Raw genomic sequence first — 25,567 nt, forward strand, 5'->3', positions numbered from 1 at the left:
GCACAACTCACGAGCCCAAGCCACGATATCTATCCGCATATTTCTCGAGGTTCGATAATTATCACCGATGCTCTACCCAATAGCCGGCGGCGATGGCAGACTCATTCTAAGTAACAAGTCGAGGGTTTGCGCCGCTTGGGGAAGCGAATTGGCGCACCACATGGTAGCTGGAGGGCGCATGGACTCTATTGGGGAACTCAAAAACCGAAGTGAGCACGACGCAGCGAACGACGAGGCTAACCGCAACAGTGCGTCGCTTCTCGCCAAAACACCGGAAACCAATAATGGATCAGCCCCAACGGTGATCATGCTGGGTGGATTTGGTCGTAGCGGTTCGACCCTGTTGGAACGCTGTTTGGCGCAGTCCGAAGATTTCGTTGGACTCGGCGAGCTGGTGCACCTTTGGGAACGGGGACTGCAAAACAATGAGTTATGTGGATGCGGCGCAGCGTTCATGGACTGCCCGTTCTGGCAAGACATCGGTCGTCGAGCCTTTGACGGTTGGTCCCACGTGGACCGCGAAGAAACCCTCTCCGATCGAAAGACGGTTGTACGAAACCGCTACCTGCCCGAACTGATCCTGAGGAAGGGGTTCAGGTCTCGCCGGCTGCCCCGCAAACGCTTCATTGCAGTACTTAACCGCCTGTACCAAGCTGCCTACCAGAGCAGCGGACACCGTATCCTCGTGGATTCTAGTAAGCACCCGGCTTACGCCTACCTATTGCGCGCTGTCAGGGTTGATCTACGGTGTGTTCTGGTGGTGCGCGATCCGCGAGGGGTGGCTTATTCGTGGTCAAAGATCGTCAAGCGACCAGAAACCGGCAGCCGGGGTGAAGACATGCCTCGCTATTCCATCACAGCATCGATCTTCAATTGGACCACGTACAGCATTATGTTCCACGCCCTGGCGCTACTCAAGGTCCCGGTAATGACCGTCCATTATGAGGATTTCATGACTGCCCCTGACGTAACGCTGCGACAGATCCACTCTTTCGCTGGGTTGGGGCCCGATTCGAAGTTGCCGCGGTTTGAAGGGCAACAGATAGTGCTCAATGCGCACCATACAGTGGCCGGCAATCCAATGCGGTTCAAGGTCGGTGAAGTTAAGTTGAAGCTTGATGTGGCTTGGCGGAAGAAAATGACGAGGAAAGACCGGCAACTAGCAGGACTGCTCAGTTTCCCTTTGCGCATGATGTACAAGCTCGGTAGAAGGTAGCCGTGGTCTAGCCCTAAAACATATTTTCCCCACATAACCTCAGCAGTATCGGCTTATACATCCCGCCGGCAACATTGCGTTCGAATGAGGCCGGCGGAAGCTGGGGCATCGCCATTTTCGAGGACCTTCGTCACCGGCCTCCGTCTACTGAGACGAAGCGACAAGAGCCCATGGGGAACGCTGCTTCCCTTACGCCCACCGTGGTGCTCCGACTGCAGCGCATATTGCTTTCTTGACGGCATTTGGCCTGTGCGGCATTGTTACTCCACCCGCTTCTACGGTACGAACTTAGGAAGCCGTGGACACGCATAATAACTGTTTGAGGCCTCCTCCGGTACCAAATGATTCTCGCTCGCATACTCCCGAAGTATCGGGCGGACGAGAACAGCAGAACTGGAGTTAGTGGTGCAGCTCGACCCTCACGACCACGCCCCTACCGACGCTGTACGGGCCTGTGAAATGAGCGGCTGACGCAGCAGCCACGATGAGCCCGCTGCACGAACAGGCGACGCACCACACATTCTGCTTCGACCCGACATCTTGGTCCGTCCGAAACGGCGGCCGAGCCTGCTGGCTGGAGCTTGAATATACTGGCCGGTGCGCCGCCGGGTGAGCCCCGTTCTGCCGTCTTGGGCTCTCCTCGGGGTCTTTACCCGAGGTAAACCTCCGGAGGTCGCCGTCGAGCACCTGGCCACCGTGCGAGCCAGACTGGCCCAACAGATTGGGCGGACAAATCAGATGCAAGACGATGCCTCCAGACAGGTCAGTAATCTGATGTGATTGCACTTTGCTGTGCCTCGAAACCGGAACCACCATGACAACGGCACTGATGGCCATTTTCAGGTGCCCGGCAACGTGCCGATTTCCGTGTCGTGATGACGATCTAGCCCATCTAACCCATCGGCATCCAATGCGACTCAGCCATCGTCGAATAACGCGGTCAGCAACCAAGCAAAAGTCACCTTGTCACAAGTCCGTTATCACAATGGACTTCGTGAAAAGCAGTAATTGCTCCAACCTCGGATTGACTCGGCCCCTGCGAATTGTGGTTCGCTGCAATAGCGTGAAATTTGGCCAAAGGGGGACCGACGACGGCTGGGGGGCAAATCCTCCGATTGCGGAGGATTCTCGTCGCCGGTCCCGTTCAAAGAGACGAAGGAATGGATCGCGTCTGGGGAACGCTCATGATCGTTGAACTGCCACCTTGAACGGTTTCAGCACCCAGTTCCCGCACTGTTCCCTTTCGAAGATGGAATTCCATACCTCCACCTATCAACACGCTACAAAGCTCTACATGGACGCGCACGCGTAGTCCGTACTTGATCCGCCAAGAATCACTAGGTGGTTCATCTTCTGTTCAGCGGCGTATGCCCGGTGATGTGTTGGTCATTGTGGGACACACCGAAATTGTTCCGGTCGAGCATTCATTGGCGGCAGCCGTTTTACGACCGCACCGGGCGTTGTCTGGGCGATGAGTGCCTGTCGGCAGCGGCCTTCGCACGATCGCTTCCCGACTGGGCCAGTCCGCCTCAGCTGTGTGCCGCTGGCTGCGTCAGATGCCGCAATCGCACACCCTTAGTTGTCCGAGCAGACGGTGCAGAGGGCGTTCCGCCTCACCCCGGCATCTTGATCCGTCCCAAACCGTGGCCGAGCCTGCTCGGCTGGAGCCTGGCTTTGTTGGCTGGTGCCACACTGGCACACCGTCGCCGGAAGGGGCTCGAGCAGCCGTCCTGAACCCTCTTCAAACTCTTCACCCGAGGTAACCCTCTGAACCCGCGGTGGCGGCCCAAGACCAGTTCCGGTGGCCGAATCGCGCTGCTAGGGCAAAATGGAATCTGTGTCGCGGTAGGCACTAATACGGGGCGTCCTCCCACATAGGTGGACGCCCCGTACAAGTTTGTCGTCTTTCAGTTTTTTGTCACGCCACAACGCCGAGGTCTCAATATGCTCCCGTGGGTTGGACCATCACTTTAAAAGTCCGCCACATAATCATCAGATCACCCGTTAGCGACCAATTCTCAACGTAGTAAAGATCTAGTCTGACGCTTTCTTCCCAATCCAGATCTGAGCGACCATTTATCTGCCATAAACCTGTCAAACCTGGTTTGATGAACAACCGTCGACCAGTATGACCTTCATAGCTGGCTACTTCAGATTGAAGTGGTGGCCGAGGTCCTACCAGAGACATATTCCCGCGTAATACGTTGTAGATTTGTGGCAATTCGTCGAGCGAGTATTTGCGCAGCCAGATTCCAACCTTGGTGACACGTGGGTCATGTTTCATTTTGAACAGCGGACCGCTACCCTCATTTTGGTTCTTAAGTTGTTCCAGTTCGTCTTCAGCGTTAACAACCATCGAACGAAATTTGTACATCCTAAAGGTGCGACCGTTTCGTCCAACACGTTCTTGACTGAAGAACGCAGGACCTTTGCTGTCCTGGCGAACCAGAATACTGATGATCAAGAAAACCGGCATCAGCACAAGCAATGCGACAGTCGACAGTACGATATCTATCGCTCTTTTAATCACATGGTGGCCGCCGGCAAAGCTTGGCACGTCCACATGCATCAGAGGCAAACCTTCAACAGGTCGCATGCTAATTCGAGGTCCAGCAACATTGGTCAATGAAGATACGACGATGATATTCGTCTGTGTCTTCTCCAGCCGCCAACTCAGCTCTTTCAACGCGCCGGTGCCCCCGCGCAGGGAGCCAGCAATAATCACCGAATCGGCACCCGCAAATTGGACGGCCTGTTCCAGGTTATCAATTCCATGGAACGTAGGTACAGACTCTTCAATCCGGGGATCACCTTGTGAACCGTCGAAGAGCAAGCCGCATATCTTGTAAGCAGGTCCCGCATTTTTTTGTAGCTGACGGACCACGTAGTCAACGTCTTGGCTTTGGCCAACAACGACAACTTGCGACAACGCATAGCCAGCTTCAGACTTTGCCGATAACCAGCGCCGCCATAACCAACGACCAGCCAAGAGCAGCATCATCCCCGCAGGAAAGGTCACCAATATCTGTTCCCGTACACCCTCAATATCGAGCAAAAGCGTCGCCACAGCCATCGTCCCCGCGGCAAAAGCGCTGGAATCAACCACTCTCTTATATTCTCTAGCTCCGACGCCGATCTGCTGTGGTGAACGCGTACGCGCTAGTGACAGGTAGGAAGCCCATACAAGAATTGAGCACCCAGCCACCCAGAGATTCGTGGTGGCGGTGGCTGAAAAGATTCCTAGGACTGCTCCACTTGCCATAAGCAGGATTGCGGTATCAGAAAACACCAGAATTCGTGTGTATTTCTTTCTCCACTTACTGGCAGAAAAGCCAGTACTCGAGATCTTTCGATGATCTGTTAATGAATGATTGCGAAGATCCGCAACACTACTTCCCCAATTTCCTACAAGTCCCCGGTTCCCCAGCGACTCAAAAGCATGCGTCACGCCGTCCCCCTTGTTGGCGGTGTCGAAAACGTGAAACTAGGCATTTGTCATAGACAATTACCTAAAATAATATTCACGAATAACTTCGGCTCCCCAATTGCCTAGAATTTCCCCAATAATTTTCCCAATTGTGTTCACCAGCGCTGAAGCTGGTCTATAAGAAAGTCTATGAATTCGCTGAACAGTACTCACGCGTAAACGGTCACCCTAGTTTCTGGCAGCCAATCGCCAATACCCGGAACGCCTACTCGGTTTGAGAGGAATGCCTAAGTAGTCAATACTCAATCGCATCGGCGCATTGATGGAACAGCTTGAATGAGTTCGCAAGCAACCGACTACTTACGTCTGTTGGAGCCATCAGTGTTCGGCTTGGGGACCATTCTGGGAAAACGTGAATATTCTCCGTGGGAACCATCAGTGGCATCGTTTGGACCTATCTTGTCGTAGGTAGGAATCGACCCCGCTGCGTGAACCACCTCGATCGTGGAGATGGATCGAGTCCAGACCCGAGACAAGCCGCCGGTAATGTGAAGTTCCTGGCGTGCATCGGGGATTCCCTCCGGCTGGCGATCAACGACTGGTTGCTGGAGCACACCACCAGGAGGTTTTCGCGCGGGCTACTCTTTCTCATGTAGCGCCGCCACGGCCCGGCCTCGCCGGCGCTCTACGCGCAGTATCAGCAGAAGGACTGACGCAATTGTCTCGGACGGGGAACAACGCGGGGCCGACGCAATCATGGTCCGTCGCATCCACACCATCATCTGGATCACGACCGGACGCCTCGACCCGCGCGAGATGTTCGTTGCCGTCTAGGAATACTTAGGTCCCTTGGAAGCCGGTGGATCCCACTCCAGGTGGTACTGGCTTCCCAAGGGCAATATCGATGGCTCCCGACGGCCATAAGGGGTGGTTCCCAGACCGTCTAATACTCAAGCAACCGATCCGGCCGAAACAGGTAGCAGGCATCGTCTTACATATTTGGCCTACTTCAAGTCTTTCTATCTACGCTTGCTGCGTTCAGTAACGAATATTGGCTCACTATCGTAGGTCAGAAGCGTTCAACACAATGGGTTCTCTCCGAGAGGTTGGCATGCGACCGCCAGCTCGGCGGGAACGATCGATTAATCGATTTTCCTTATAACATGAGCACGTGTCTGTAAGCGGTGCTTGTTTGTTCAGATCTTGCTCCTTCCACGCCATATGCAGCTGACGCGCAGAATGCTCAAGGCCGCACTATCTCACCGCAGAAAACTTGTGTGGTTATTCTTCGCCAAAGTTCAGTTCCGTTCTCTGCGAGATCCCTAGTTTGGCAAAAATGCGATAGAGATGACCTTCAACAGTCCGCTGAGAAACCGTCAACGTACGAGCGATTTCGCGGTTGCTTAATCCCTGACGCACCAACTCTACGATCTCGTTTTCTCGTGCCGTAAGCTCGCTTTCGCCCAATGATTGAGCAACGATCCCCCACGGTTCTTGTCGCATTTGATACAACCATTCGTGGATCTTCCGGATAGCGAATCCCCGATTCCTCTGGCTGTTGTTCGACGTCCAGTAATCCACAATTCGCGTCATCATCTCCAACGCAAGCACAGGATCTCCTGCTTGATAAACCGTGAATGCGTAGTCCTCCATTTGCTCGACGCTTCCGCTCTCGACAGCACGGATTGCCAGTATCTGTCGTTGGAGTACCGTACATTCTTCTGGTGCTACAAGATCCGCAAAAAAACTGGAACTTCTACGGCTCAACGCTTCGGCCCGCGTATGGGTCCATACATGGAAGTTCAGTGCCCCCTCAACTATCAATCCATAGGCCGCGGTGTGGTTGAGAAGTTGGACAACTGCTGCGTCGGAATGCCTAGGTTCCAGCAGTTCTCTGAGCAAATTGGCTTCCACTTGGTCTTCATTCCACCAAGCATCGCTGGCGGGCCCTCGAGGCAATCCCTCATCGTTGAAAGACCGTATTTCGCGATGTACACGCGTGTCGTCTTCAATATCTTCTAAACCACGATCTCGCGTACCTGTGAGAAGGCCCAGAGCTATACAAAGCGCTCCCAGTCCTTCGGGGTCAATGAGCGACAGCTCTGGCCTTGCATCCGTGAGGTACTCATGGGCCGATTTCATTTGTCCTTGACGTACACGCACCAAAGCACGCAACACCTGTAATGTCCCATGGCAAACGAATATCTCGTAGCTACCGGACAGCTCGAAGTCACCAATGAGCTCAAAAGCACTGTCATAGCGTGTGGAGGCAACCAGAGAGCGGACTGCCACAACGAGCAAGGACAACCGGTATCCGCAAGCGGGAGCCACAAAAGTACATTCCGCCGTAGCAGGTTCGACAAACCTCAGCGCTTCGCTAACTTTCCCACTTTGATAAAGAGCCCTCGCCTGTCGGATACGCGTAATGACCTGGCAATCGTCAAATTTCTGCACATTGTCATTCACACTTGATTTTCCCTGTTGTCGGTACGATACAGACTGAAAGTCGTCGTGAATATCGGGAATTGGGCTTTGCGGTGAGGGTTGTTGCCAGGTCAAAACGCATCGGAGGTTTTCGATCAGTGACGTATGGTCGGCATATTGATTCGTTGGAATCGTAGCCAGCAAGGTCCCTGCAGTATGAAGTTGTCCCAAGCCAATAAGTGCTTGTATCCGAAGGGGCAGCACAGCGGTGCCCTGTTCGGTGTCGGTCCGCGATAGCAGCCCCAAGACGAGGGCATGATCGTGATTCTGCAGAGCCCTGCTAGCGGCCTGGCATAGATCATCAACAGAAAGTGTCCCTCCACACTCCAATGTCCACTGGGCGATCTCAGGTCCAACGCCAACTGCGTTGCCTAACACCGAACTGAATTTTTTATACAAAGAAGTGCGTCGTCCTGAGGGGATGCTTTTCCTTAAACCATCAGCAAAAAAATCGCTCGAAATAGAGACGATATCGAGCTGTACCCGCACCAATGCCGTTGGATACCGGTGCAAGACTTTCAACAAGCCAAGTGCCTCTAACTGTGGATGCGTCAGAGGGCCCGCCAAGCTAAGCATTTGTAGTAACTCGAGTACTTGCGGGCTGTAACGGTGCCCCAGCTCACGGATGTGTTCTACAGCGTGTTCGTCGAGCTCCAGATAGGAAGTTCTCATGACGCAAGTACGCTCTACGTCCACGAGGAGATCCCGGCGGACCGCTAACTCCACAAATTCCTGCACCAAGCTCTGAATACCTGCTGTCGCCTGGTGGATCAGTGATGCGGCACCAGACGATACCCGGCTGCCAACCATTGAACCGCAATACTCAGCAATTTCTTCCGCTGTCCACGGATCAAGGACGATGCGAGTTAATTGAGCCACTGACATCAGCGCTTCTAATGAACTGGGGTCCTGATGCTCTTCATTGCTCAGCACCAATAGTTTGATTCGGCCCGAACGTACCATTTGTCCCAAAACAAACGCACTGGCCGAATCGATGCTTTGGGCTTCCTCAACAATAATCAGCACTTGAGACTGAGTCTCAGCGTGAGTCAGTTCATGGGCAACGACACTCAGTGCGACACGAATCGCCACCACATCATTGATCTCTTCAGCAGTTTCAGCGAGCAATGGAGCCAGGGCCCCATACTGCGATCCAGTGAGCGCAGAGCTACAAATTAGGCGTATGACTGGCATCTCAACGTCACCGGAGTCCAACAGTCTTCGCACCATCATGGATTTTCCGGTACCAAATTCTCCGCTAAGTAGTGCCCCGGTCTTTCTATCCGATCTCAAAACTCCAAGCATGATGGAGTATTCCCGTCGGTTCCAAATCGCTTTCCCCATGCTAGCGGGCAATATCGAAGTCGTTTTGGAATTCAGTCAACGAGCTGAGCTCCGCACGCTTTTTAATCCCGAGTTTTGAATAGACCTGATAAAGATGGCCTTCCACGGTGCGTACCGATACACTCGCTTGTCCCGCAATTTCTTGGTTGGACAGCCCACTCGCCGCCGCCGAGGCAACGAACCGCTCACGTTCAGTCAGTTCCGTCATCCGTCCAAGATCGGCGTATATGTCGTGTCGAATTCGGCTTGACTGCTGTGAATTCATGAAGTTGTTCGCTTTGCGGGAAGCCTGTCGACGTTGTGCGGCATTCATATAGCGAAAAATTTCAGCGCCATCGTCAGTCGCAAAGGAAACGAACCCCAAAGCTGCCAAGTCTCCCGCTGCTGTAGCCAGGGTCTGAGAATCAAGCGACTGAGCACCATCGCTGAGTAACCTGAAGGCATTGGCGAGTGCGTGGTCTCGGCCTTCCTGCAATGCGCGTAGCCGTGACGCCACGTGAAAGTTCCCGCTGCGAATGAGCAGTGCCCATAAATGCGAGGCAACCAGATTCTCCCCTTTCGCTTCGGCCCTTCTTGCCACGCTTTCAACGGTTTCTACACTGTTCCACGTTTGCTGGGAGGAAAATTCTACGGCGGCGTGTATTGACACCCAAAGGCTCTGAATGTCAGTTAACGGCACCAGATCATGTTTTTGGCCGAAACGATGACGATTGATGCCACGGGTGACTGGATCATGAAGTTGTTCGTTACCTACCGCTGCATACTGGGCAATCGCGTCAATAAGTCTCTGTTCCATCAATGTTCCGCTCAGACGGAGCTGCTGTTGGAGTGGGACCACGATTTTTCGGGCTTCCGCGGCATTCCCTGCCGTGGCGAGCATTGCCGCCTGTACTGATTCCGTGTAGGCGATGAGTGCAAGGTTCGGTATTGCGCCTGCGAGGATCAGCTTGATGAGGCTGCGACTGTGTTCCCAGTCCCCGAGCCCAAGACACGTATTAAGCAGGGACTGTACCGTGGAATGCATGCACACAGACAACCTGTATTCCGTAGAATCTGCTCTGCTTACACTCAAGTCCTCCAGCAACGCTTCTACCAGCTCAACTGCAACAACATGGTCGTTAGTCCGCGAATGATATTCCGCGACCATGGCCAACGCCTGATGCTTCTGGCATAGCTCGAGCCTTGCCCACTCCCCCGTAGGATCCTCGGGATCCAACGACGTAATAAGGGTTGCAACCTCGTCTAAGCGACTGTCCGTAAGAAATAGCCGCATGAGTACTAGGAGTGAATCGGCCCGATCTATCTGAACTTCATCCATCCGAGATTCTTCAGTTCCGGGGAGTTTCGAGCGGAACTTATTGATCGTTTCTATGGCCGTGTCAATTGATCCAGCCTGGCTAAGCCGCAGAGCATGGATTTTTGCGGAATGCCACCGCTCCCCTGTTCCAACGGGACACGCCTCACCACTATCAAACCAACTATCCATGTGTACATGTTGTTCTAAAGTGCTATTTTGTACCGCGGATGTGTCATCGGTATGCGGCTGTGGATAAAGCCGATATTGCTCACCGACGAGAATTTGTGCGAGCGCAGGATTTGCTAGCTTCCACGCTCCGCCTGTTTCAAAGAGCAAACCGCGGCCTGCGAGGAAGTCGCTGTCGGAATCATGCTTTGGTTTTTCCTGGTTTTCAAGCAAATCGCCGGTCAGCGCCACGCGATCTAAGGTTCCCCGTTGGCTGACGCTCAATCGCCCGAGCCACTCGGCGATGTGCTGCTCCATGTGGAATCCATATGGAATGGAAGCATTCTGAAGAGCTGTCACATCACCCAAAATTTCGAACATCCCGGCTTGTTCGCAGTCCAAAACTACGGCGCGCAACGTTTCTGGGCTTCCTGCTGTGTGCACCCAGAGCCGGGCTGCAGTCAAGGAGGACACGTCCAAACCGAGCATCTCTGAAATCTGGGTTCGTGCTTCTGCGAGTGTCAGTGCATTGAGCCGGAGAACTTCCATGGACCCGCTCCGAACCAACGCCGAGAGATCCTCGGACAGTTCATCTACCGCGTCATCGAGGACGACTAACTTGATGATGTTGTTACTTACCAGCTGACAGAACACGGCAATGGTTAATCCGTCGATCAATTCCACCTGCTCCAAAATAACCACAGGCGGTGAATTCGAAGTTTGGAAGTGTTGCCTCAGGCAGCTGTAGACAGAAAGTGGAGAATCGAGTCTGTCGTTGTCCAGATCAGTCAGCAGAAAATGGATGGCACCATAGGGGATATCGTTTCCATATAGGCTTCCAGATATCCAGACTGCTTCTAGCCCACGACTTTTCTGTTGGAACGCAGCACGGACGAGTTCACGCTTGCCTGTGCCGTACGGGCCTTTGACTACGTAACCATTCGGAGATGAATGCTCCACGAGCTCTTTCAGCCGAACCCGAACTTCTTGTCGTGCCAAACTTGGTTCGTTTCTGGCTTGCAAGCAATGCAAAGGCAGACCGTCCCAATGGCTCAACCATAGTATTGATGAAGATTTGACGCCCATTTACCCTATCCCCCCAAAGATTTGGATAATATCGGGCCATCCCCAATGAGGCCCGGTAGGTATTAGAGCACACACTACCCGTATATTTCCCTGAAAACGAGAGCGGTGAGCCATCCGGCGGCGGCCACGCTCACCTGCAGTGCGAGCGAAATGGGGGCAGGCTTTAGGAACCGCTAACGATGATCGTTGCCGTCACTTTTCGAAGCATTGTGTTCTCGGAGCGACGATGCGTTCGGAGATCCAGTGGTGCTTGTTCGGTACACCCTGGCACTGAGAGCCAGGTTTATTCGAACTCACTACCACCATCCATCGAAAAGAGTAGCGAGGCCTGGTACCTACCCTGAGTCAGAAGAACTCGGCTTATAACGGCTCAAATTCATCACGCGACAGGTTTTCCGGCTCCAGGCACCGCCTCGGACTCAGAGCAGATGGCAGTCCGAAGTGACCACCACAACGGACTCACTGCTACCGTCCAACCAGAGGTCCTCGTGGCCGGTCACTTATTCTCCCAGTGTCTCTGCTGCCTCGAGCCAGGCCATTTCCAGTTCGTCCTTCTCACTTTGCACGCCCTGCAAGGTGGCGTTCAGCGTAGCGACCTGGTCATACTTCAAGGCCTCGGAGGCGGTGGCCATTTCGGCATGGAGTTTCTTGATCAGGGTTTCAAGCTTGCCCATCTGACGCTCGACACGGTTCAGTTCCTTGCGGGCCTCACGCTTTTCTGCTTCGGACGGTCCGCTGGATTCGGGCGTCGCACCGGATCCGGTCTTATCCGTGGGGGCACCGGTGTTGCCGCCACCCTGTGCGCCGGAGCGCAGTTCCAGGTACTGGTCGACGCCGCCGGGCAGTCCCCGGATCTTGCCGTCGCCCAGCAGGGCGATCTGGTGGTCGGTGACCCGTTCGAGCAGGTAGCGGTCGTGCGAGACGACCACGAGGGTGCCTGGCCAGCTGTCGAGCATGTCTTCGATCGCGGCCAGGGTGTCGGTGTCCAGGTCGTTGGTCGGCTCATCGAGCATCAACACATTGGGCTCACCTATGAGCAGGCGCAGCAGCTGCAGGCGCCGGCGTTCGCCACCGGAAAGCTCCTTGACCGGGGTCCACTGCTTGTCGGTGCCGAAACCCAGCTGTTCGGCCAGTGCTCCGGCGGAGACTTCCTTGCCTCCCACTTCGAAGGACATCCGCTCGGCCTTGATGACCTCGAGCAGGCGCATGTCTGCCACCTCCTCGAGCTCCTTGACTTCCTGGGTGAGGATCGCGGTCTTCACGGTCTTGCCGCGCTTGGTCACTCCGGAGGTGGCTTCGATCTCGCCGTTGAGCAGGCGCAGCAGCGTGGACTTGCCGGAGCCATTGACTCCCACGATGCCCACGCGCTCGCCCGGGGCCAGGCGGAAGGTGATGTTGTTGAAAATCGGTTTGCCGGTGCCGAAGTCCAGGGAGACGTTTTCGAGGTCAAGCACGTCCTTGCCCAGACGGGCTGTGGCCATCTTGTTCAGTTCCACGGTGTCGCGGGCGGCCGGCACGTCGGCGATGAGCGTGTTGGCTGCCTCGATACGGAACTTGGGCTTGGCGGTGCGGGCCGGGGCGCCGCGGCGCAGCCAGGCCAGTTCCTTCTTGACCAGCTGCTGGCGCTTGGACTCCACCACCGAGGCGGTCCGGTCGCGCTCGGCACGGGCCAGCACGTAGGCGGCGTAGCCCCCGTCGAACGCGTCGACGGTGCCGTCGTGGACCTCCCAGGTCTGCGTGCAGATCTCGTCGAGGAACCACCTATCGTGGGTGACCACGAGCAGGCCGTTGGCGTTGGCGCGCCAGCGGTTCTTCAGGTGCGCCGCCAGCCAGGCGACGCCCTCGACGTCGAGGTGGTTGGTGGGCTCGTCGAGCATGATCACTTCGTGGTCACCGATGAGCAACTTGGCCAGGGCGACGCGGCGCTTCTGCCCGCCCGAGAGCGAGGCAACCTCCGCGTGCCAGTCGACCTCGCCGACCAACCCGCCCATGACCTCGCGCACCAGCGGGTTCGAGGCCCACTCGTAGTCGGCGGCCTCCCCCACGATGGCTTCGCCGACGCTCAGCGCCCCGTCGAGCACGTCGGTCTGGTCCAGGTAGGCAACCCGCACATCACCGCGCTTGGTCACCCGGCCCTCGTCGGGGGTGATGCGTCCGGCCAGCAGGCGCATGAGCGTGGATTTTCCGTCGCCGTTGCGCCCGACCATGCCGATGCGGTCCCCGTCCTCGAGACCCAGGGAAAGCGCGTCAAGGACGGTACGGGTGCCGAAGGACATGGAAACGTTTTCGGCGCCGAGCAGATGGGCCACGGTTTGGTGCTCCTTGTTTAGAGGGAATCGGTGAATGCGGGCAGGATCACGGTGCCGGGGACCGGACCGTGGACCTGGAGTGTTGCCACACCCGCCTCGTCGGAAAGTTGGGTGATGATCTGCGCGCCGTGCTCCTGGTTGCGGGCCAGCAGCGCGAGGGTGGGGCCGGAGCCGGAGACCAGCGCGTGCAGAGCGCCGGCGGCCTCGCCGAGGTCGCGTACCACGCCGAGTTCCGGAGCCAAGGCCAGGGCGGCGCGGGTCATGTCGTTGGCCAGCAGCGGTGCCAGTTTGTCCAGGTCCCCTTCGAGCAGGGCCCCGATCATCGCGGGGTCCACCTCGGTGGGGGTGGTGACGGACTCGTTGGCGCGCAGCCGATCGAGCATGCCGTAGACCCGCGGGGTGGACAGTCCGTAGGAGGCCGGGACCAGCACCCAGTCGGTGCGGGTGCGCAGCAGCAACGGAGCCAGGTCGTCCCCGACGCCCAGGCCCACGGCGGCGCCCCCGTACAAGGCGAAGGGCACATCGGCTCCCAGGCGGGCGCCCAGCCGGGCGAGTTCCTCGCGGTTCAGCCCGGTGCCCCACAGCGCGTTGCAGGCCACGAGCGTGGCTGCGGCGTCGGCGGATCCGCCGCCCATGCCACCGGCGATCGGCACTCGCTTGGTGATGCACAGATCCACCCCGGCATAGTGTCCGGTGTGTTCACGCAGCATCGTGGCGGCCTTGACCACCAGGTTCTCTGGCCCCAGCGGGAAGGAATCCCGGTCGGCCACGGCAGTGGAATTCTGGTGCAGGGAAACATGGATTTCTTCGTCGTCCCGTCCGGTGGCCGAGACATCCTCGTAGAGCGAAACGGCCAAGTAGAGGCTTGCCACCGAGTGGTAGCCGTCTTCTCGCGGCGGTCCGACCCTGAAGTAGGCGTTGATTTTTCCCGGAGCCCGGGCGGTGACGGTCTGGATCATGGGGTGCCGGGCTCGGCCAAGGCCTTTGCCTCGGCGATGGCAATGAAGGACTCGATGCCCAGCTTCTCGCCGCGGGCCTGCGGATCGACTCCGGCGGCCAGCAGGGCGACCTCGGCCAACGCCGGGGAACCGGCCCAGCCGGCCAAGGCGGCCCGCAGCGTCTTGCGTCGTTGGGCGAAGGCGGCATCGATCACGGCGAAGACCTCCTTGCGGCTTGCGGTGGTCACGGGCTCGGGGCCTCGTTCGAAGCGCACGAGCCCGGAGTTGATCTTGGGCGCGGGCCAGAACACGTTCATTCCGATGACCCCGGCCTTGCGCATAGTCCCGTACCAGGCGCCCTTGACCGAGGGGACCCCGTAGGTTTTGTTGCCCGGGCCTGCGACCATGCGGTCGGCGACCTCATCCTGGACCATGACCAGGCCGTGTTGCAGCGAGGGGAAGTGCTCGAGCAGGTGCAGCACCACCGGCACCGCGACGTTGTAGGGCAGGTTGGCCACCAGCGCTGTGGGCGCATGCGGAAGCTCGGTGATCTTCAGCGCGTCGGAGAGGATCACCGTGAGGTTCTGGGCCTTTTCGGGGCGGAACTCTGAGACCGTCTGCGGCAGTCTGGCAGCCAGCTTTGGATCAATTTCCACCGCGACGACGCGGGCTGCGGCATCGAGCAGGCCCAAAGTCAGCGAGCCCAAGCCCGGTCCGACCTCGAGCACCGTCTCATCTGGATCGAGTTTGGCGGAGGCCACAATGCGTCGGATGGTATTTCCGTCGATGACGAAGTTCTGCCCCAGGGTCTTGGTGGGGCGCACGTCGAGTTCGTCGGCGAGGCGACGGATCTCGGTGGCACCAAGGAGCGGGGGTGGGGTCGATTCTACGGAAGTCACGTCTCAATCCTAGTTCAGGGCCCGACGCCCGCGAACCGGGGCGCTTGTACGGGGCTTGGGAAATGCGGTTTGGCCGGGTGGACGGAGCAGGGGCCCCGCCTGATGGCGGGACCCCTGGTCCATGGTGAAGTTGTGTGCACCGAGGCCAGCTCGGTGCGCATCGGGCGTGGACGCCCAATGTGGTTTCTAGCGCAGGCCCAGCTTGCTGGAGCACGCCGGCCAGTGGCCCCAGCCGCCGTTGCGACGCAGCACCTCGGCGGTGGCAACCTGCTCGGCGGGGGTGGCCTGGTGCGGCAGGGCCGCGTACTTGCCGCCACCGGCTCCGCGCCAGCTGCTGGCGGAGAACTGCAGGCCGCCGTAGTAACCGTTGCCGGAGTTGATCGACCAGTTTCCGCCGGACTCGCACTTGGCCAAGGCGGACCATGAACCCGAAACGCTCTTCGGTGTCTTGGTGGTCTTCGGCTTCGACTCAGCCTTCGGCTTTGGTTTCGGCTTGGTGCCGATGGAGATTTCTTCCTCAACGGGCTTGGTGGTGATCTTGTCGCTGGCCAACTCGCGATCCGATTCCTTGCCGTCGCGCAGGGTGAGGGTGTAGGTCAGGGTGCGTTCGCCGTCTTCGCCCTTGGTCAGGGTCTTTTTGGTGCCGACCGTAGCGTCGGAATCCTTGACGGTATCGGTGCCATGGTCGACCTTCTTGGTCTCCGTGATGGTCTTGGTTTCGATGCGCACGATCTTCAGCTTCATGCCATCGGTGATCTCTTCACCGGGCTTGACGCTCAGTTCGTCGTCCTTGCCCACCGTGAGCTTGGCTTCGGTGAGTGCATCTGCCACGGTCTCGGCCGTGGTGCTCAGCTTCTTGGTCTTGCCGTCGGCCTTGATCGAGATGTCCTTGGGAGTGGAAATGTCGATCGGGGTGGAGAGGGCTGCCAACGAGAGGGCGGGGCCCTGGGCAATCTGTGCCTTTTCCGACAGGTCGAGCTGGTCGATGACATCTGCCACGGTCAGACCGGTGGTGTGCACGACGCGGTCCACGCCATCGATGCTCACGTTCACGACCTTATTGCGCTTGATGTCGATCAGGGCGCCATCGGCAACCGGTGCCTCAAGTGCCGGGGTGACCTCGTCGAGGTCGCCCACGGTGATTTCTGAGTCCTTCAAGACATCGGCCACGGTGGCACCGCGTGTGGATACGGATTCGCTTTGACCATCGACGGCCACGGCGATGGTCTTGCCGGAGCCAACGAACATCACGAGACCGAGGATCAACGCGGTTAATACGGCTGCTTGCGCGCCGATCTTCACCCAGCGATTCTTGAGGGCATTCTGCACAGGATTCCAAACTTAGATCGATTCCGGGCACGGGGGCAGCAATGCCACGCAGTGGGTGAACGGTTGTCCCAGGAGAAGACCTGGCACAGCCCACCGCGTGCTCATTGGTTGGTGCGAGCACACTTCAATTCTGTTTCATCTCATCGATGTGGTGCATGCGGCGAAGAATTCTTTGCTACATGCAGAATCGAATGCACCCGGGAACCTTCCCCGATCCCGGCTACTAGAAACTAACCGTAACCGAACCGTAATAATGCCGCAAGCACCTCGTGCTTGCTTTGTGCACAGAATGCACTAGAACGCTCCGTAGACACGCTCGGTGTTATCGGCCAGAGTGCGGCAATATTCCTCGAGCCCCACCCCCAGGGTTTCGGCCATGAAGCGCACGGTCTGCGGGATCAGGTAGCTAGCGTTGGGACGGCCCCGGTAGGGGTGCGGGGTGAGGAACGGAGCATCGGTCTCCACCAGCACTAATTCGGGCTTGGCTACCAACAATGCCTCGCGCAGGTCGGTTGAATTCTTGAACGTCACGGTGCCGGAGAAGGAGAGGTACCAGCCGTTTTCGTTGCAGATCCGTGCCAGGTCGGCGTCACCGGAAAAACAGTGGAAGACCACGCGCTCGGGAAGCTGCTCGTCCTTGAGGACACGGACCACATCGAGATGTGCGTCACGATCGTGAATTTGCAGGGCTTTTGAATGCTTGCGGGCGATGCGGATGTGCTCACGGAACGAGTACTCCTGGGCGGGACGCCCCGGCTCCTGGGTACGGAAATAGTCCAGTCCCGTCTCGCCGATGGCACGCACCCGCTCGTGTGCGGCCAGTTCATCGATACGCGCGATCGCCGCATCCAGATCGTCGGACTCGGCCAGGCGCGGCGCGTCGTTGGGGTGGATGGACACGGCCGCGAGGACACGGGGGTCTTCGGAGGCGGCGCGCACAGCAAACTCGGAGGACTCGACGTCGCAGCCGACCTGGATGACACCGGGAACCCCGACGGCATTTGCCGCATCCAGCGCCGCCGCGACCGTCACGTGAACCGATCCGTCGCGGAAATCCAGGTGCGTATGGTTATCCGGCACGCCGTACGGCAGCGGCTCGGGTGCCGGCGGGTAGGAGGTATTGCGTTTTTTGCCCGCGTCGTCCTTGGTGCTGCGGCTCAACGGCCCGGCTTCTGCGGCGGCCTCGGCCGGCAGGTAGGCCTGCGGAACCCCGAAGGTCTGACCGGTGTCCAGGTGCTGGTTTGACGATGACATGGGTGCCGCGTTCCCCTTCTTGGTGGTCTGCTCGCCGCGCGGGGCATTGCCCGGCGGCCCACCCAGCGTACGCGGCTCGGAACACTCGCGCGTTGTTGACGTGACGCGCAACACTCCAATGACGGTATCGTTGGATTGGAGAAACATCTACCTTCCACCGTATGGATGCCTTCCAGGAGGTCATTGCATGTCGCTTTCCACCGAGTCCCAGATTCTTCCTGCCGATGAGTTCGGCAGGGTCTGCGAGAAAGTGCTTGCCGGGATCGCCACGGTGATCGATGGCAAGGCGGAGGTGGCACGCACCGCGCTGATCGTCCTGCTGGCACAGGGCCACCTGTTGCTGGAGGATGTGCCGGGGGTCGGCAAGACGATGCTAGCCAAGACCCTGGCCAAATCGGTGGACTGCACGGTGCACCGCATCCAGTTCACCCCGGACCTGTTGCCCTCGGATGTGACGGGCGTGTCGATCTTCAACCAGAACACCCACGAGTTCCAGTTCCGCCCGGGGCCGGTGTTCGCCCACATCGTCATCGGGGACGAAATCAACCGGGCCAACGCCAAGACCCAGTCCGCCCTGCTCGAATGCATGGAGGAAGGCCAGGTCACCGTCGATGGCACCACGTACATGCTCGAACGCCCGTTCATGGTGGTCGCCACCCAGAACCCCATCGAGCTAGAGGGCACCTTCCCGTTGCCCGAGGCCCAACGCGACAGGTTTATGGCAAAGATCTCCATGGGTTATCCCGACGCCGCAGCGGAAATGTCGATGCTCGAAACCCACCAGTCCTCCTCCCCGCTCGATGGCCTACGCCCGGTGTTGGACTTGGCCGCACTGCACACGCTGATCAACACCGTGGCAGCAGTTTTCGTCTCCGAGCCCGTCAAGGAGTACGTGGTGGCTTTGGGCCGAGCCACCCGGGAACACGCGGACATCCGGTTGGGGGCTTCCCCGCGCTCGCTGCTGCAGCTCTTACGCGCGGCCAAGGCCGAGGCTGCCCTGAACGGCCGGGACTATGTGCTGCCCGAAGACGTACGCAACATTGCCGCCAAGGTACTGGGCCACCGGTTGATCCTGCACCGGCGGGCCGAAGCCGCAGGCCTGAACACCGAATCGATCCTGGGCTCCATCCTTAACGCGATACCGGTGCGGGCCGGGGCACGCGGCTAGGCATCCACCTTCCACCCCCTTTTGAGCAAGGCGCGAGTCCATGATCAGCGAATCCGCGGAAGCCAACGAATTCCGTGAATCCCCCTCCCACACCCGGTGGGTCACCGACGATCAGCCCGCGACGCTGCGTGAAAAGGTGCACCTGGGATTCCTCACCGCCCGCGGCTGGGGGCTGTTTTCCGCCGGGGTGCTGGCCTTGGTCCTGGCCTTCCTCATGGGACGGCGCGAGCTGCTGGCCATCTCACTCTTCTTGATACTCACCCCTTTGCTGGCGGCCTTCCTGTTGCGCTTTGGGAACTCGGCGCTCCGGATCACCAGGTCTTTTAACCCGCAACAGGCCACCACCGGGTCCTCGGTGCGTGTGCGCCTGCACATTTCCGCGGCCGGGCGGGGCCCTGCCACGATCCAGCTCAGCGACACCCTGCCGGAGGACTTCGGGCCCGGGCCGGAGTTCGTCTACCCCTCACGCACCGCAACCCAGGGTCCCGAGGGCAGCGAAAGCTTCTACGAATACCGGCTGCGCCCGGCCATGCGTGGGATCTATGCCATCGGCCCGGTTCGGGCTCGGGTCTCGGATGTCTTCGGTCTGGCCGCCCGTCCCGCGGCCGTCGACTCCGCCAGTGCGCTGCTGGCCGTTCCGGTGTGCGAGGATCTGGATCCCCTCGGGATCCCCGGCGAACACGGTGCCCACGGGCAGGCGTCATCCAACCGCCGGCTGACCCCCGATTCCTTCGAGGTGATGACTCGCGAGTATCATCCCGGAGACACCGTGCGGCGCATCCATTGGCCGGCCACCGCCAAAAAAGGAACGCTGATGGTGCGGCAGGAAGACTATCGCGCCACCCCGCGCGCCGTCCTGGTCTTGGACCGCTCCCGCGCCGCTTTCCTGGGCCAGGGTGTGGGCTCCGAACCGGTGCTGTCCATCCCGCAGTTCACCGCGCCGGCCGGGGAGTCCAGCAGGAGCTTCGAATGGGGGTTGCATGCGGCACTGGGCATTGGTGCGTTCCTGGCCAATACCGGTTTCGGCATCGACCTGATCGATCACCGGGGCAAGGCCATCAACGGCATTTCCGCCTCGGGCACCGAAGATGCTGCCGAGCTCTTTACCGGCCCGCACGCGAGAACCCGGATGCAACAGGCGCTGGCCGCACTGTCTTTGGAGGATGCCGTTGATCCCCGGCACGCGAGCACCACCGCCACGCTGGCCACGTCCCTGAAGGAACGCATGCGCGAGCGCGGGGACCGACTGGTGTTGATCCTGGGCGAGATCACCGAATCCCAGGCCGATACCTGGCTGGAGGTGGTCGGGGTGCGCAGCAAGGTCACGGTGCTCTGCGTCGCGAACCACGAAAAACGCCTAGCCCCGGTCATCGCCCGCTTCCGGCAGGCCGGTTGGGCCGCCGTCGCGGTGAACCCGAAGACCTCCCTGGCCCATGCCTGGGCCGATCTGGGCAGAGCGTCATGAGCGCCACCACCACGGCCTCGCCCGCCGCGCCCACCGCACCCGAGGAGCCGCAGGCGCCCGCCCGCAGCGCACGCGGCACGGTTCTTGCCACGGCGTCCTTCGCCGCGGTTTCCACCATCATCGCGGTGCTCGGGGCTGCAGCCGCACTGCACGGGGTCATCAGCGGCTGGGCCTGGATGCTTCAGATCTCGGTGGTGGTCATCGGCATCGTGCTGGCCACCAACCTGACCCGGGCCCTGGGTGCCCGGCGCTATCTCAGCACCGTGGCCGGTGCGTTGGCCGCGGTGCTGGGACTGACGGTGCTGTTCTTCTCCAACACCGCACTCCTGGGCGTGCTGCCCACCGGGGAAACGTACCGGGCGCTGTTGAAGGTCTGGGCCCTGGCCAACGAACAGATGGGCTCCCAGGTGCCACCGGTGCAGTCCACCGGGGTCATCGTGTTCTCCGTCTGTCTCTGGGCAGCGGTGGTTGCCCTCGCGGTGGACATCTTGGCCTTCGAGCTGCGCGCCGCGGCCCTGGCCGGGCTGCCGTTGGCCATGCTGCTGGTCATTGCCTCGCTCTTCGAGGCCAACGGGGCGGGCCTGGCCGCCGTGGCGGTGACGGCCGTGGGCTACCTGCTGATCCTGGCCGCCTCCAGGTTCCGGCCGGCCAGCTCCCGCGGGGCCCCGCGGCGTGCCGTCGAGGTGGCGGGAAGCGGGCAGAGGCCGGATTCCGGAACGCTTGCCGCTCGTCGCCCGAGCGGTGCCGTGGTGCAGTCCGCCGCGCTGATGGCCGGTGCGTTGGCCGCACTGCTGGTGCTGCCGGCCGCGATCCCTGGTTTCTCCAAGGGCATGCTCACCGAGGGCACCCGGCCCTCCTGGGGCCAGCTGGCCACCAACATTGACCCGATGATCGCGTTGGGCAACGACCTGCGCTCCCGGGCCTCGGGGACCGTGCTGCACTACTTCACCGATTCCAGGACACCCACCTACCTGCGCACCTCGGTCATCGGCGACCTCACCGCCAACCGGTGGGAACCTGACCCGGATGCCTACCGCGTCCCTGCCACCGAGTCCCTGCCGATACTTTCCTTCCCCACGGTCAACGAATCAGCAGAACCGGTGTTCACCCGCGTGGTGACCGACAAGTACCGCGGTCAGTGGATGCCGCTGCCGGCACACGCCGTCACGCTCAACGGAGTGGGCACCGGCTGGGGCTGGAATCCTGAAACCGGGACGCTGCGCGCGTCCGAGGGCCAACGCCCGACGGCCGAGGACTACACGGTGATGAGCGTGAATCCCCACATCACCGAGGGCACCTTGGACTCGCTGGGCTCACAGTTGCCGCAGGGGTTCTTTGGGGAGGTTGAATCGGTGTATCTGGATCTTCCCGAAGACACCCCCGGTTCGCTGGCCAAGGCCACCGAGAAGGCCGTTGACGGGGCGGAGGAAGACCCGTACCGGCAGGCAGTAGCCATCCAGGACTACCTGCGCTCGACCGAGTTCACCTACTCGGAGAGCACCCCGGTGCAGGACGGCTACGACGGCAGTGGGATGAGTGTCATCGATGCATTTTTGAAGGAAAAAGCCGGCTACTGCATCCACTTCGCCTCCACCATGGCCCTGATGGCCCGCGATCTGGGCATCCCCAGCCGGCTGGTGACCGGCTACTCCCCCGGCACCGCCACGGGGGTGTCGATTACAGGCCAGGACGGAGTCGAACTCAACGAGTACGAGGTCAATTCCCGTAACGCGCATGCCTGGCCGGAACTCTACTTCGCCGGTGCCGGGTGGGTCGGTTTCGAGCCGACCCCCGGTCGCGGTGTCCCGCCGGTCTATGCCCCGGCCCTGCCGGCGCCCAGCGCGAGCGCGGCCGAGGACCCACGGCTGGAAAACCTCACGAATTCCGCGTCCGAATCATCCGCATCGGAGTCTTCGTCCAGTGCAGGGTCCTCCGCGGCCGGCAACGGACCGGAATCCGGGCCTCCGGTGGCCGAGGCGATGCGTGTCTTGCTCATGGTGGTGCTCGCCGGGGCGGTGCCCTGGGGGCTGCGCCGCTTCCAGCGTGCCTCCCGGTTCTCGCGCCTGCGCCGGGACACCGACACCGAGGCGCGCCAGGACAAGGAAACCGGGGCGGGGGCCGCGTGGGCGGAACTGGTCGCCCTGGGCCTGGACTATGCCCTGCCCATGCGCCAAGACGAATCGGCCGGAGACTATGCCCGGCGGCTGGGCCGCACGCTTCCGCGGACCTGGGATTCGGTCGCGCTGCTGGCCGGCGCCTACGAGCGGATGCGATACGCCCCGGGACAGCCCGCCAGCACCGAGCCCGCAGCCATGGAGGCCGCACTGGGCGAGGTCAAACACGAGTTGACCGCTCGGCTGGGGTTCGGGGCTCGCCTGGGCCGTATGGTGTGGCCGCGCTCGGTCTTTGCCCCGCGTCCACTAGATGAGATCTCCTACGGCACCGGAGACCGGAGTACGTAGGCGGATCCTTGATGTGCTTCCGGGTAGCCCCGAGGGTGCCGATCCTGTCGCCTTCGGTTAAACGCAAACTGCGGCGCTCCCCCGGATGACCGTCCAACGCGCATCCGTTTGAAAGGGGGCGCGAAGGCGGTCATCAGGGGAACGCCGCAGTAATTGGTGCCGTGTGGTGCCTAGCGTGCCGCGTACGGGTCGGCGATGCCGATGTACTGGGTGGTGGTGTATTCGGCCAGGCCCTCGGCGCCGCCCTCGCGGCCCAGACCCGATTGCTTCACTCCGCCAAACGGTGCCGCCGCGTTGGAGATGACCCCGGCGTTGAAGCCGACCAGACCGAATTCGATTTGCTCCGCCACGCGGAAGAGACGGTTGTGATCCGTGGTGTAGATGTAGGAGGCCAGCCCGTACTCGGAGGCGTTCGCCAGTTCAATGGCGTGCGCTTCGTCGCGGAAGGTGGTCACCGGTGCGACGGGTCCGAAGATTTCCTGACGCAGGATCTCGGCATCGTTGGCAACGTTGGACAGCACCGTCGGTGCGTAGAAGTAGCCCGGCCCCTCGATGGGGGCGCCGCCGGTCACGACCGTGGCACCTGCCTCGATGGCCTGGGTGACCAGTGCATGGATGTCATCGCGCGCACCTGCATCAATGATCGGCCCGACGGTGCTATCCGGTTCGGTGCCGCGTCCGGTCTTCAGTTCTCCCATGGCCGCGGCGAACTTGGTGGTGAACTCCTTGGCCACCGACTCGTGGACCAGGAAGCGGTTCGCTGCGGTGCAGGCCTCGCCCATGTTGCGCATCTTGGCCGCCATGGCGCCCTCAACTGCTGCGTCCAGGTCGGCGTCCTCGAAGACCAGGAACGGTGCGTTGCCGCCCAGTTCCATGGAGGTGCGCAGCACCTTGTCCGCGGCGTCCTTCATCAGCATCTTGCCCACGGCGGTGGAACCGGTGAAGGAGACCTTGCGCAGACGGTCGTCCTGCATCAGCGGCCCGGAGATCTTCGAGGCGCTCTGCGAGGACACGACGTTGAGCACGCCGGCCGGCAGGCCGGCTTCCATCATGGTTGCGGCGAAGAGCTGGGAGGTCAGCGGGGTGAGCTTGGCGGGCTTGAGCACCATGGTGCAGCCTGCAGCGATGGCCGGGGCCACCTTGCGGGTGGCCATCGCCAGCGGGAAGTTCCACGGGGTGATCAGCAGGCACGGTCCGACCGGCTTGGTCTGCACGATCATCTTGTTCTTGCCCTCGGGGGTGGTGAGGTAGCGGCCGTAGTCGCGCACCGTCTCCTCGGAGAACCAGCGCAGGAACTCGGCACCATAGGTGACCTCGCCGCGGGCCTCGGGAAGCGGCTTGCCCATTTCCAGGCTCATCAGCAGCGCGAAGTCCTCGGCACGCGCGGTGACCAAATCAAAGGCGCGGCGCAGGATCTCGGCGCGTTCCCGCGGAGCGGTCAGTGCCCAGGTCTTCTGTACGGCGTCGGCGGCGTCCAGGGCAGCCATCGCGTCTTCGGAGGTGGCCGAGGCCAGGGTCGCCAGCTTCTGGCCGGTAGCCGGATCCAGGACGTCGAAGGTCCCGCCATCGGAGGCGTCGCGCCACTGCCCGTTGATCAATAGGCCGGTGGGGACGGAGGCAAGTAGTTCGGATTCACGCGTGGGTGTAATAGTCATATCGGCGGTCTTCCTTGATCGCTAGGAGAAGGTCTTCGGGAACGGTGCTGCTCTTCGCTGCCAACGCTAGTGCCGTGGCCGGTGAGCTGTAAATTTCCATCTGCACTATGACGTCCGGGTGGTGTTGTGCAGGTATCCCAAAGCCCGAGGTTCCTGCGCCACAGGCGCAGCTAACTGCGTGCTGCGAGCACCGCGGCGTAGAGCTCGCGTTTGGAGACCCGCTCGGTTTCCGCCACCGCGGCGACGGCTTCCTTCAGGCGCAATCCCTCGGAGACCAATTGCTGGACCTGGGCCACGTGGTCGGTGGCGCGGGCAGGTTCCCCCACCGGCGCACCGGCGATGACCACGGCGATTTCCCCGCGGACTTCGCCCTCGGCCCATTCGAGCAGTTCGCCCAAGTCCCCGCGGATGACCTCTTCATACATTTTGGTTAGTTCCCGCGCGATGGCGCCCTTGCGCTCGGTACCAAAGACATCGCGCACTGCCCGGATCATGGCCTCGAGGCGGTGTGGGGCTTCGAAGAAGACCATGGTGCGCTGCTCGGTCGCCAAATCTTCGAGGCGCTTGGTGCGCTCCCCGGCCTTGCGCGGCAAAAATCCTTCGAAGGTGAACCTGTCGGTGGGGAGCCCGGAGAGGGCCAGCGCGGTCAGCACCGCCGAGGGCCCCGGGACGGCGGTGACCGTGACCCCTGCAGCGACCGCTGCCTCGACCAATTTGAACCCCGGGTCAGACACCGCGGGCATCCCGGCATCGGAAACCACCAGGATCGTGGCACCGCCGGCGACCAGTTCAAGGAGTTCGGTCAGCCGGTGGGTCTCGTTGTGTTCGTGGTAGCTGATCAGCCGCCCGGGCACACGCACGCCCAAGGACGTGGCCAGGTGCAGGAATCGGCGGGTGTCTTCGGCCGCCACGATGTCGGCGCTGGTCATCAGCTCGATCAATCGGGGGGACGCGTCTGACAGGTTGCCGATGGGCGTTGCCGCCAACACGATCTGGCCGGGGGTTTGTTGAGTTTCCACGCCCCAAGCCTACTGCCCAGCGTGTGCCTCACCGCTCCGGCGCTGGCTCG

At 60.5% G+C, this 25,567-nt stretch carries 14 protein-coding genes; 4 read left to right on the forward strand and 10 right to left on the reverse strand.

Going from position 1 to position 25,567, the window contains the following annotated elements:
• Positions 1 to 178: 178 nt before the first annotated feature.
• Positions 179 to 1,216, forward strand: coding sequence for a sulfotransferase (locus ADIAG_RS06685; protein ID WP_007270576.1), 1,038 nt, complete (start codon positions 179 to 181; stop codon positions 1,214 to 1,216).
• Between the two features lie 1,939 nt (positions 1,217 to 3,155).
• Here the strand turns inward: ADIAG_RS06685 and ADIAG_RS06695 are convergent.
• From ADIAG_RS06695 to ADIAG_RS06730, 8 genes are all read right to left on the reverse strand, one after another.
• A complete protein-coding gene (locus ADIAG_RS06695) occupies positions 3,156 to 4,664 on the reverse strand; it encodes a sugar transferase (protein WP_007270577.1) in 1,509 nt (502 codons plus the stop codon).
• A 1,260-nt stretch (positions 4,665 to 5,924) separates the two neighbouring features.
• Positions 5,925 to 8,471 (reverse strand): LuxR C-terminal-related transcriptional regulator, encoded by a 2,547-nt coding sequence (locus ADIAG_RS20035; RefSeq protein WP_051059846.1) that lies wholly within the window; start codon positions 8,469 to 8,471, stop codon positions 5,925 to 5,927.
• A 1-nt stretch (position 8,472) separates the two neighbouring features.
• Positions 8,473 to 11,019, reverse strand: a complete 2,547-nt coding sequence (locus ADIAG_RS06705; protein ID WP_007270579.1) for a helix-turn-helix transcriptional regulator — start codon at positions 11,017 to 11,019, stop codon at positions 8,473 to 8,475.
• Positions 11,020 to 11,519: 500 nt separating this feature from the next.
• On the reverse strand, positions 11,520 to 13,328 hold the full coding sequence (locus tag ADIAG_RS06710; protein WP_007270580.1) for an ABC-F family ATP-binding cassette domain-containing protein: 1,809 nt from the start codon (positions 13,326 to 13,328) through the stop codon (positions 11,520 to 11,522).
• 17 nt (positions 13,329 to 13,345) lie between these two features.
• Positions 13,346 to 14,287: a 4-(cytidine 5'-diphospho)-2-C-methyl-D-erythritol kinase gene (locus tag ADIAG_RS06715; RefSeq protein WP_007270581.1), complete on the reverse strand. Its 942-nt coding sequence runs from the start codon at positions 14,285 to 14,287 to the stop codon at positions 13,346 to 13,348.
• Entirely contained in the window at positions 14,284 to 15,165 is an 882-nt protein-coding gene (rsmA, locus tag ADIAG_RS06720) for a 16S rRNA (adenine(1518)-N(6)/adenine(1519)-N(6))-dimethyltransferase RsmA (protein ID WP_007270582.1), read from the reverse strand. The genes ADIAG_RS06715 and rsmA overlap by 4 nt, the downstream gene beginning before the upstream one ends.
• A 186-nt stretch (positions 15,166 to 15,351) precedes the next feature.
• Positions 15,352 to 16,467: a transglycosylase family protein gene (locus ADIAG_RS22365; protein WP_321162811.1), complete on the reverse strand. Its 1,116-nt coding sequence runs from the start codon at positions 16,465 to 16,467 to the stop codon at positions 15,352 to 15,354.
• A gap of 321 nt (positions 16,468 to 16,788) precedes the next feature.
• Positions 16,789 to 17,895, reverse strand: a complete 1,107-nt coding sequence (locus ADIAG_RS06730) for a TatD family hydrolase (protein ID WP_007270584.1) — start codon at positions 17,893 to 17,895, stop codon at positions 16,789 to 16,791.
• Between the two features lie 40 nt (positions 17,896 to 17,935).
• Here ADIAG_RS06730 and ADIAG_RS06735 point away from each other — a divergent pair, with 40 nt between their 5' ends.
• From ADIAG_RS06735 to ADIAG_RS06745, 3 genes are read left to right on the forward strand one after another with little or no spacing between them, the layout of a single operon-like run.
• The gene (locus tag ADIAG_RS06735; protein ID WP_007270585.1) at positions 17,936 to 18,916 is read left to right on the forward strand and encodes an AAA family ATPase; all 981 of its coding nucleotides are present in this window, start codon (positions 17,936 to 17,938) and stop codon (positions 18,914 to 18,916) included.
• 40 nt (positions 18,917 to 18,956) lie between these two features.
• Positions 18,957 to 20,381 (forward strand): DUF58 domain-containing protein, encoded by a 1,425-nt coding sequence (locus ADIAG_RS06740; protein ID WP_007270586.1) that lies wholly within the window; start codon positions 18,957 to 18,959, stop codon positions 20,379 to 20,381.
• Positions 20,378 to 22,843, forward strand: a complete 2,466-nt coding sequence (locus ADIAG_RS06745) for a transglutaminase TgpA family protein (RefSeq protein ID WP_007270587.1) — start codon at positions 20,378 to 20,380, stop codon at positions 22,841 to 22,843. Before ADIAG_RS06740 ends, ADIAG_RS06745 begins: the two co-directional genes overlap by 4 nt.
• 170 nt (positions 22,844 to 23,013) lie before the next feature.
• On the opposite strand, the gene ADIAG_RS06750 is transcribed toward ADIAG_RS06745, so the two are convergent.
• Positions 23,014 to 24,498, reverse strand: coding sequence for an NAD-dependent succinate-semialdehyde dehydrogenase (locus tag ADIAG_RS06750; protein WP_007270588.1), 1,485 nt, complete (start codon positions 24,496 to 24,498; stop codon positions 23,014 to 23,016).
• Positions 24,499 to 24,668: 170 nt separating this feature from the next.
• Entirely contained in the window at positions 24,669 to 25,517 is an 849-nt protein-coding gene (rsmI, locus tag ADIAG_RS06755) for a 16S rRNA (cytidine(1402)-2'-O)-methyltransferase (protein ID WP_007270589.1), read from the reverse strand.
• Between the last annotated feature and the right edge of the window lie 50 nt (positions 25,518 to 25,567).

Origin of the sequence: Paeniglutamicibacter gangotriensis Lz1y, assembly GCF_000348945.1 — a bacterium.
GTDB lineage: Bacteria > Actinomycetota > Actinomycetes > Actinomycetales > Micrococcaceae > Paeniglutamicibacter > Paeniglutamicibacter gangotriensis.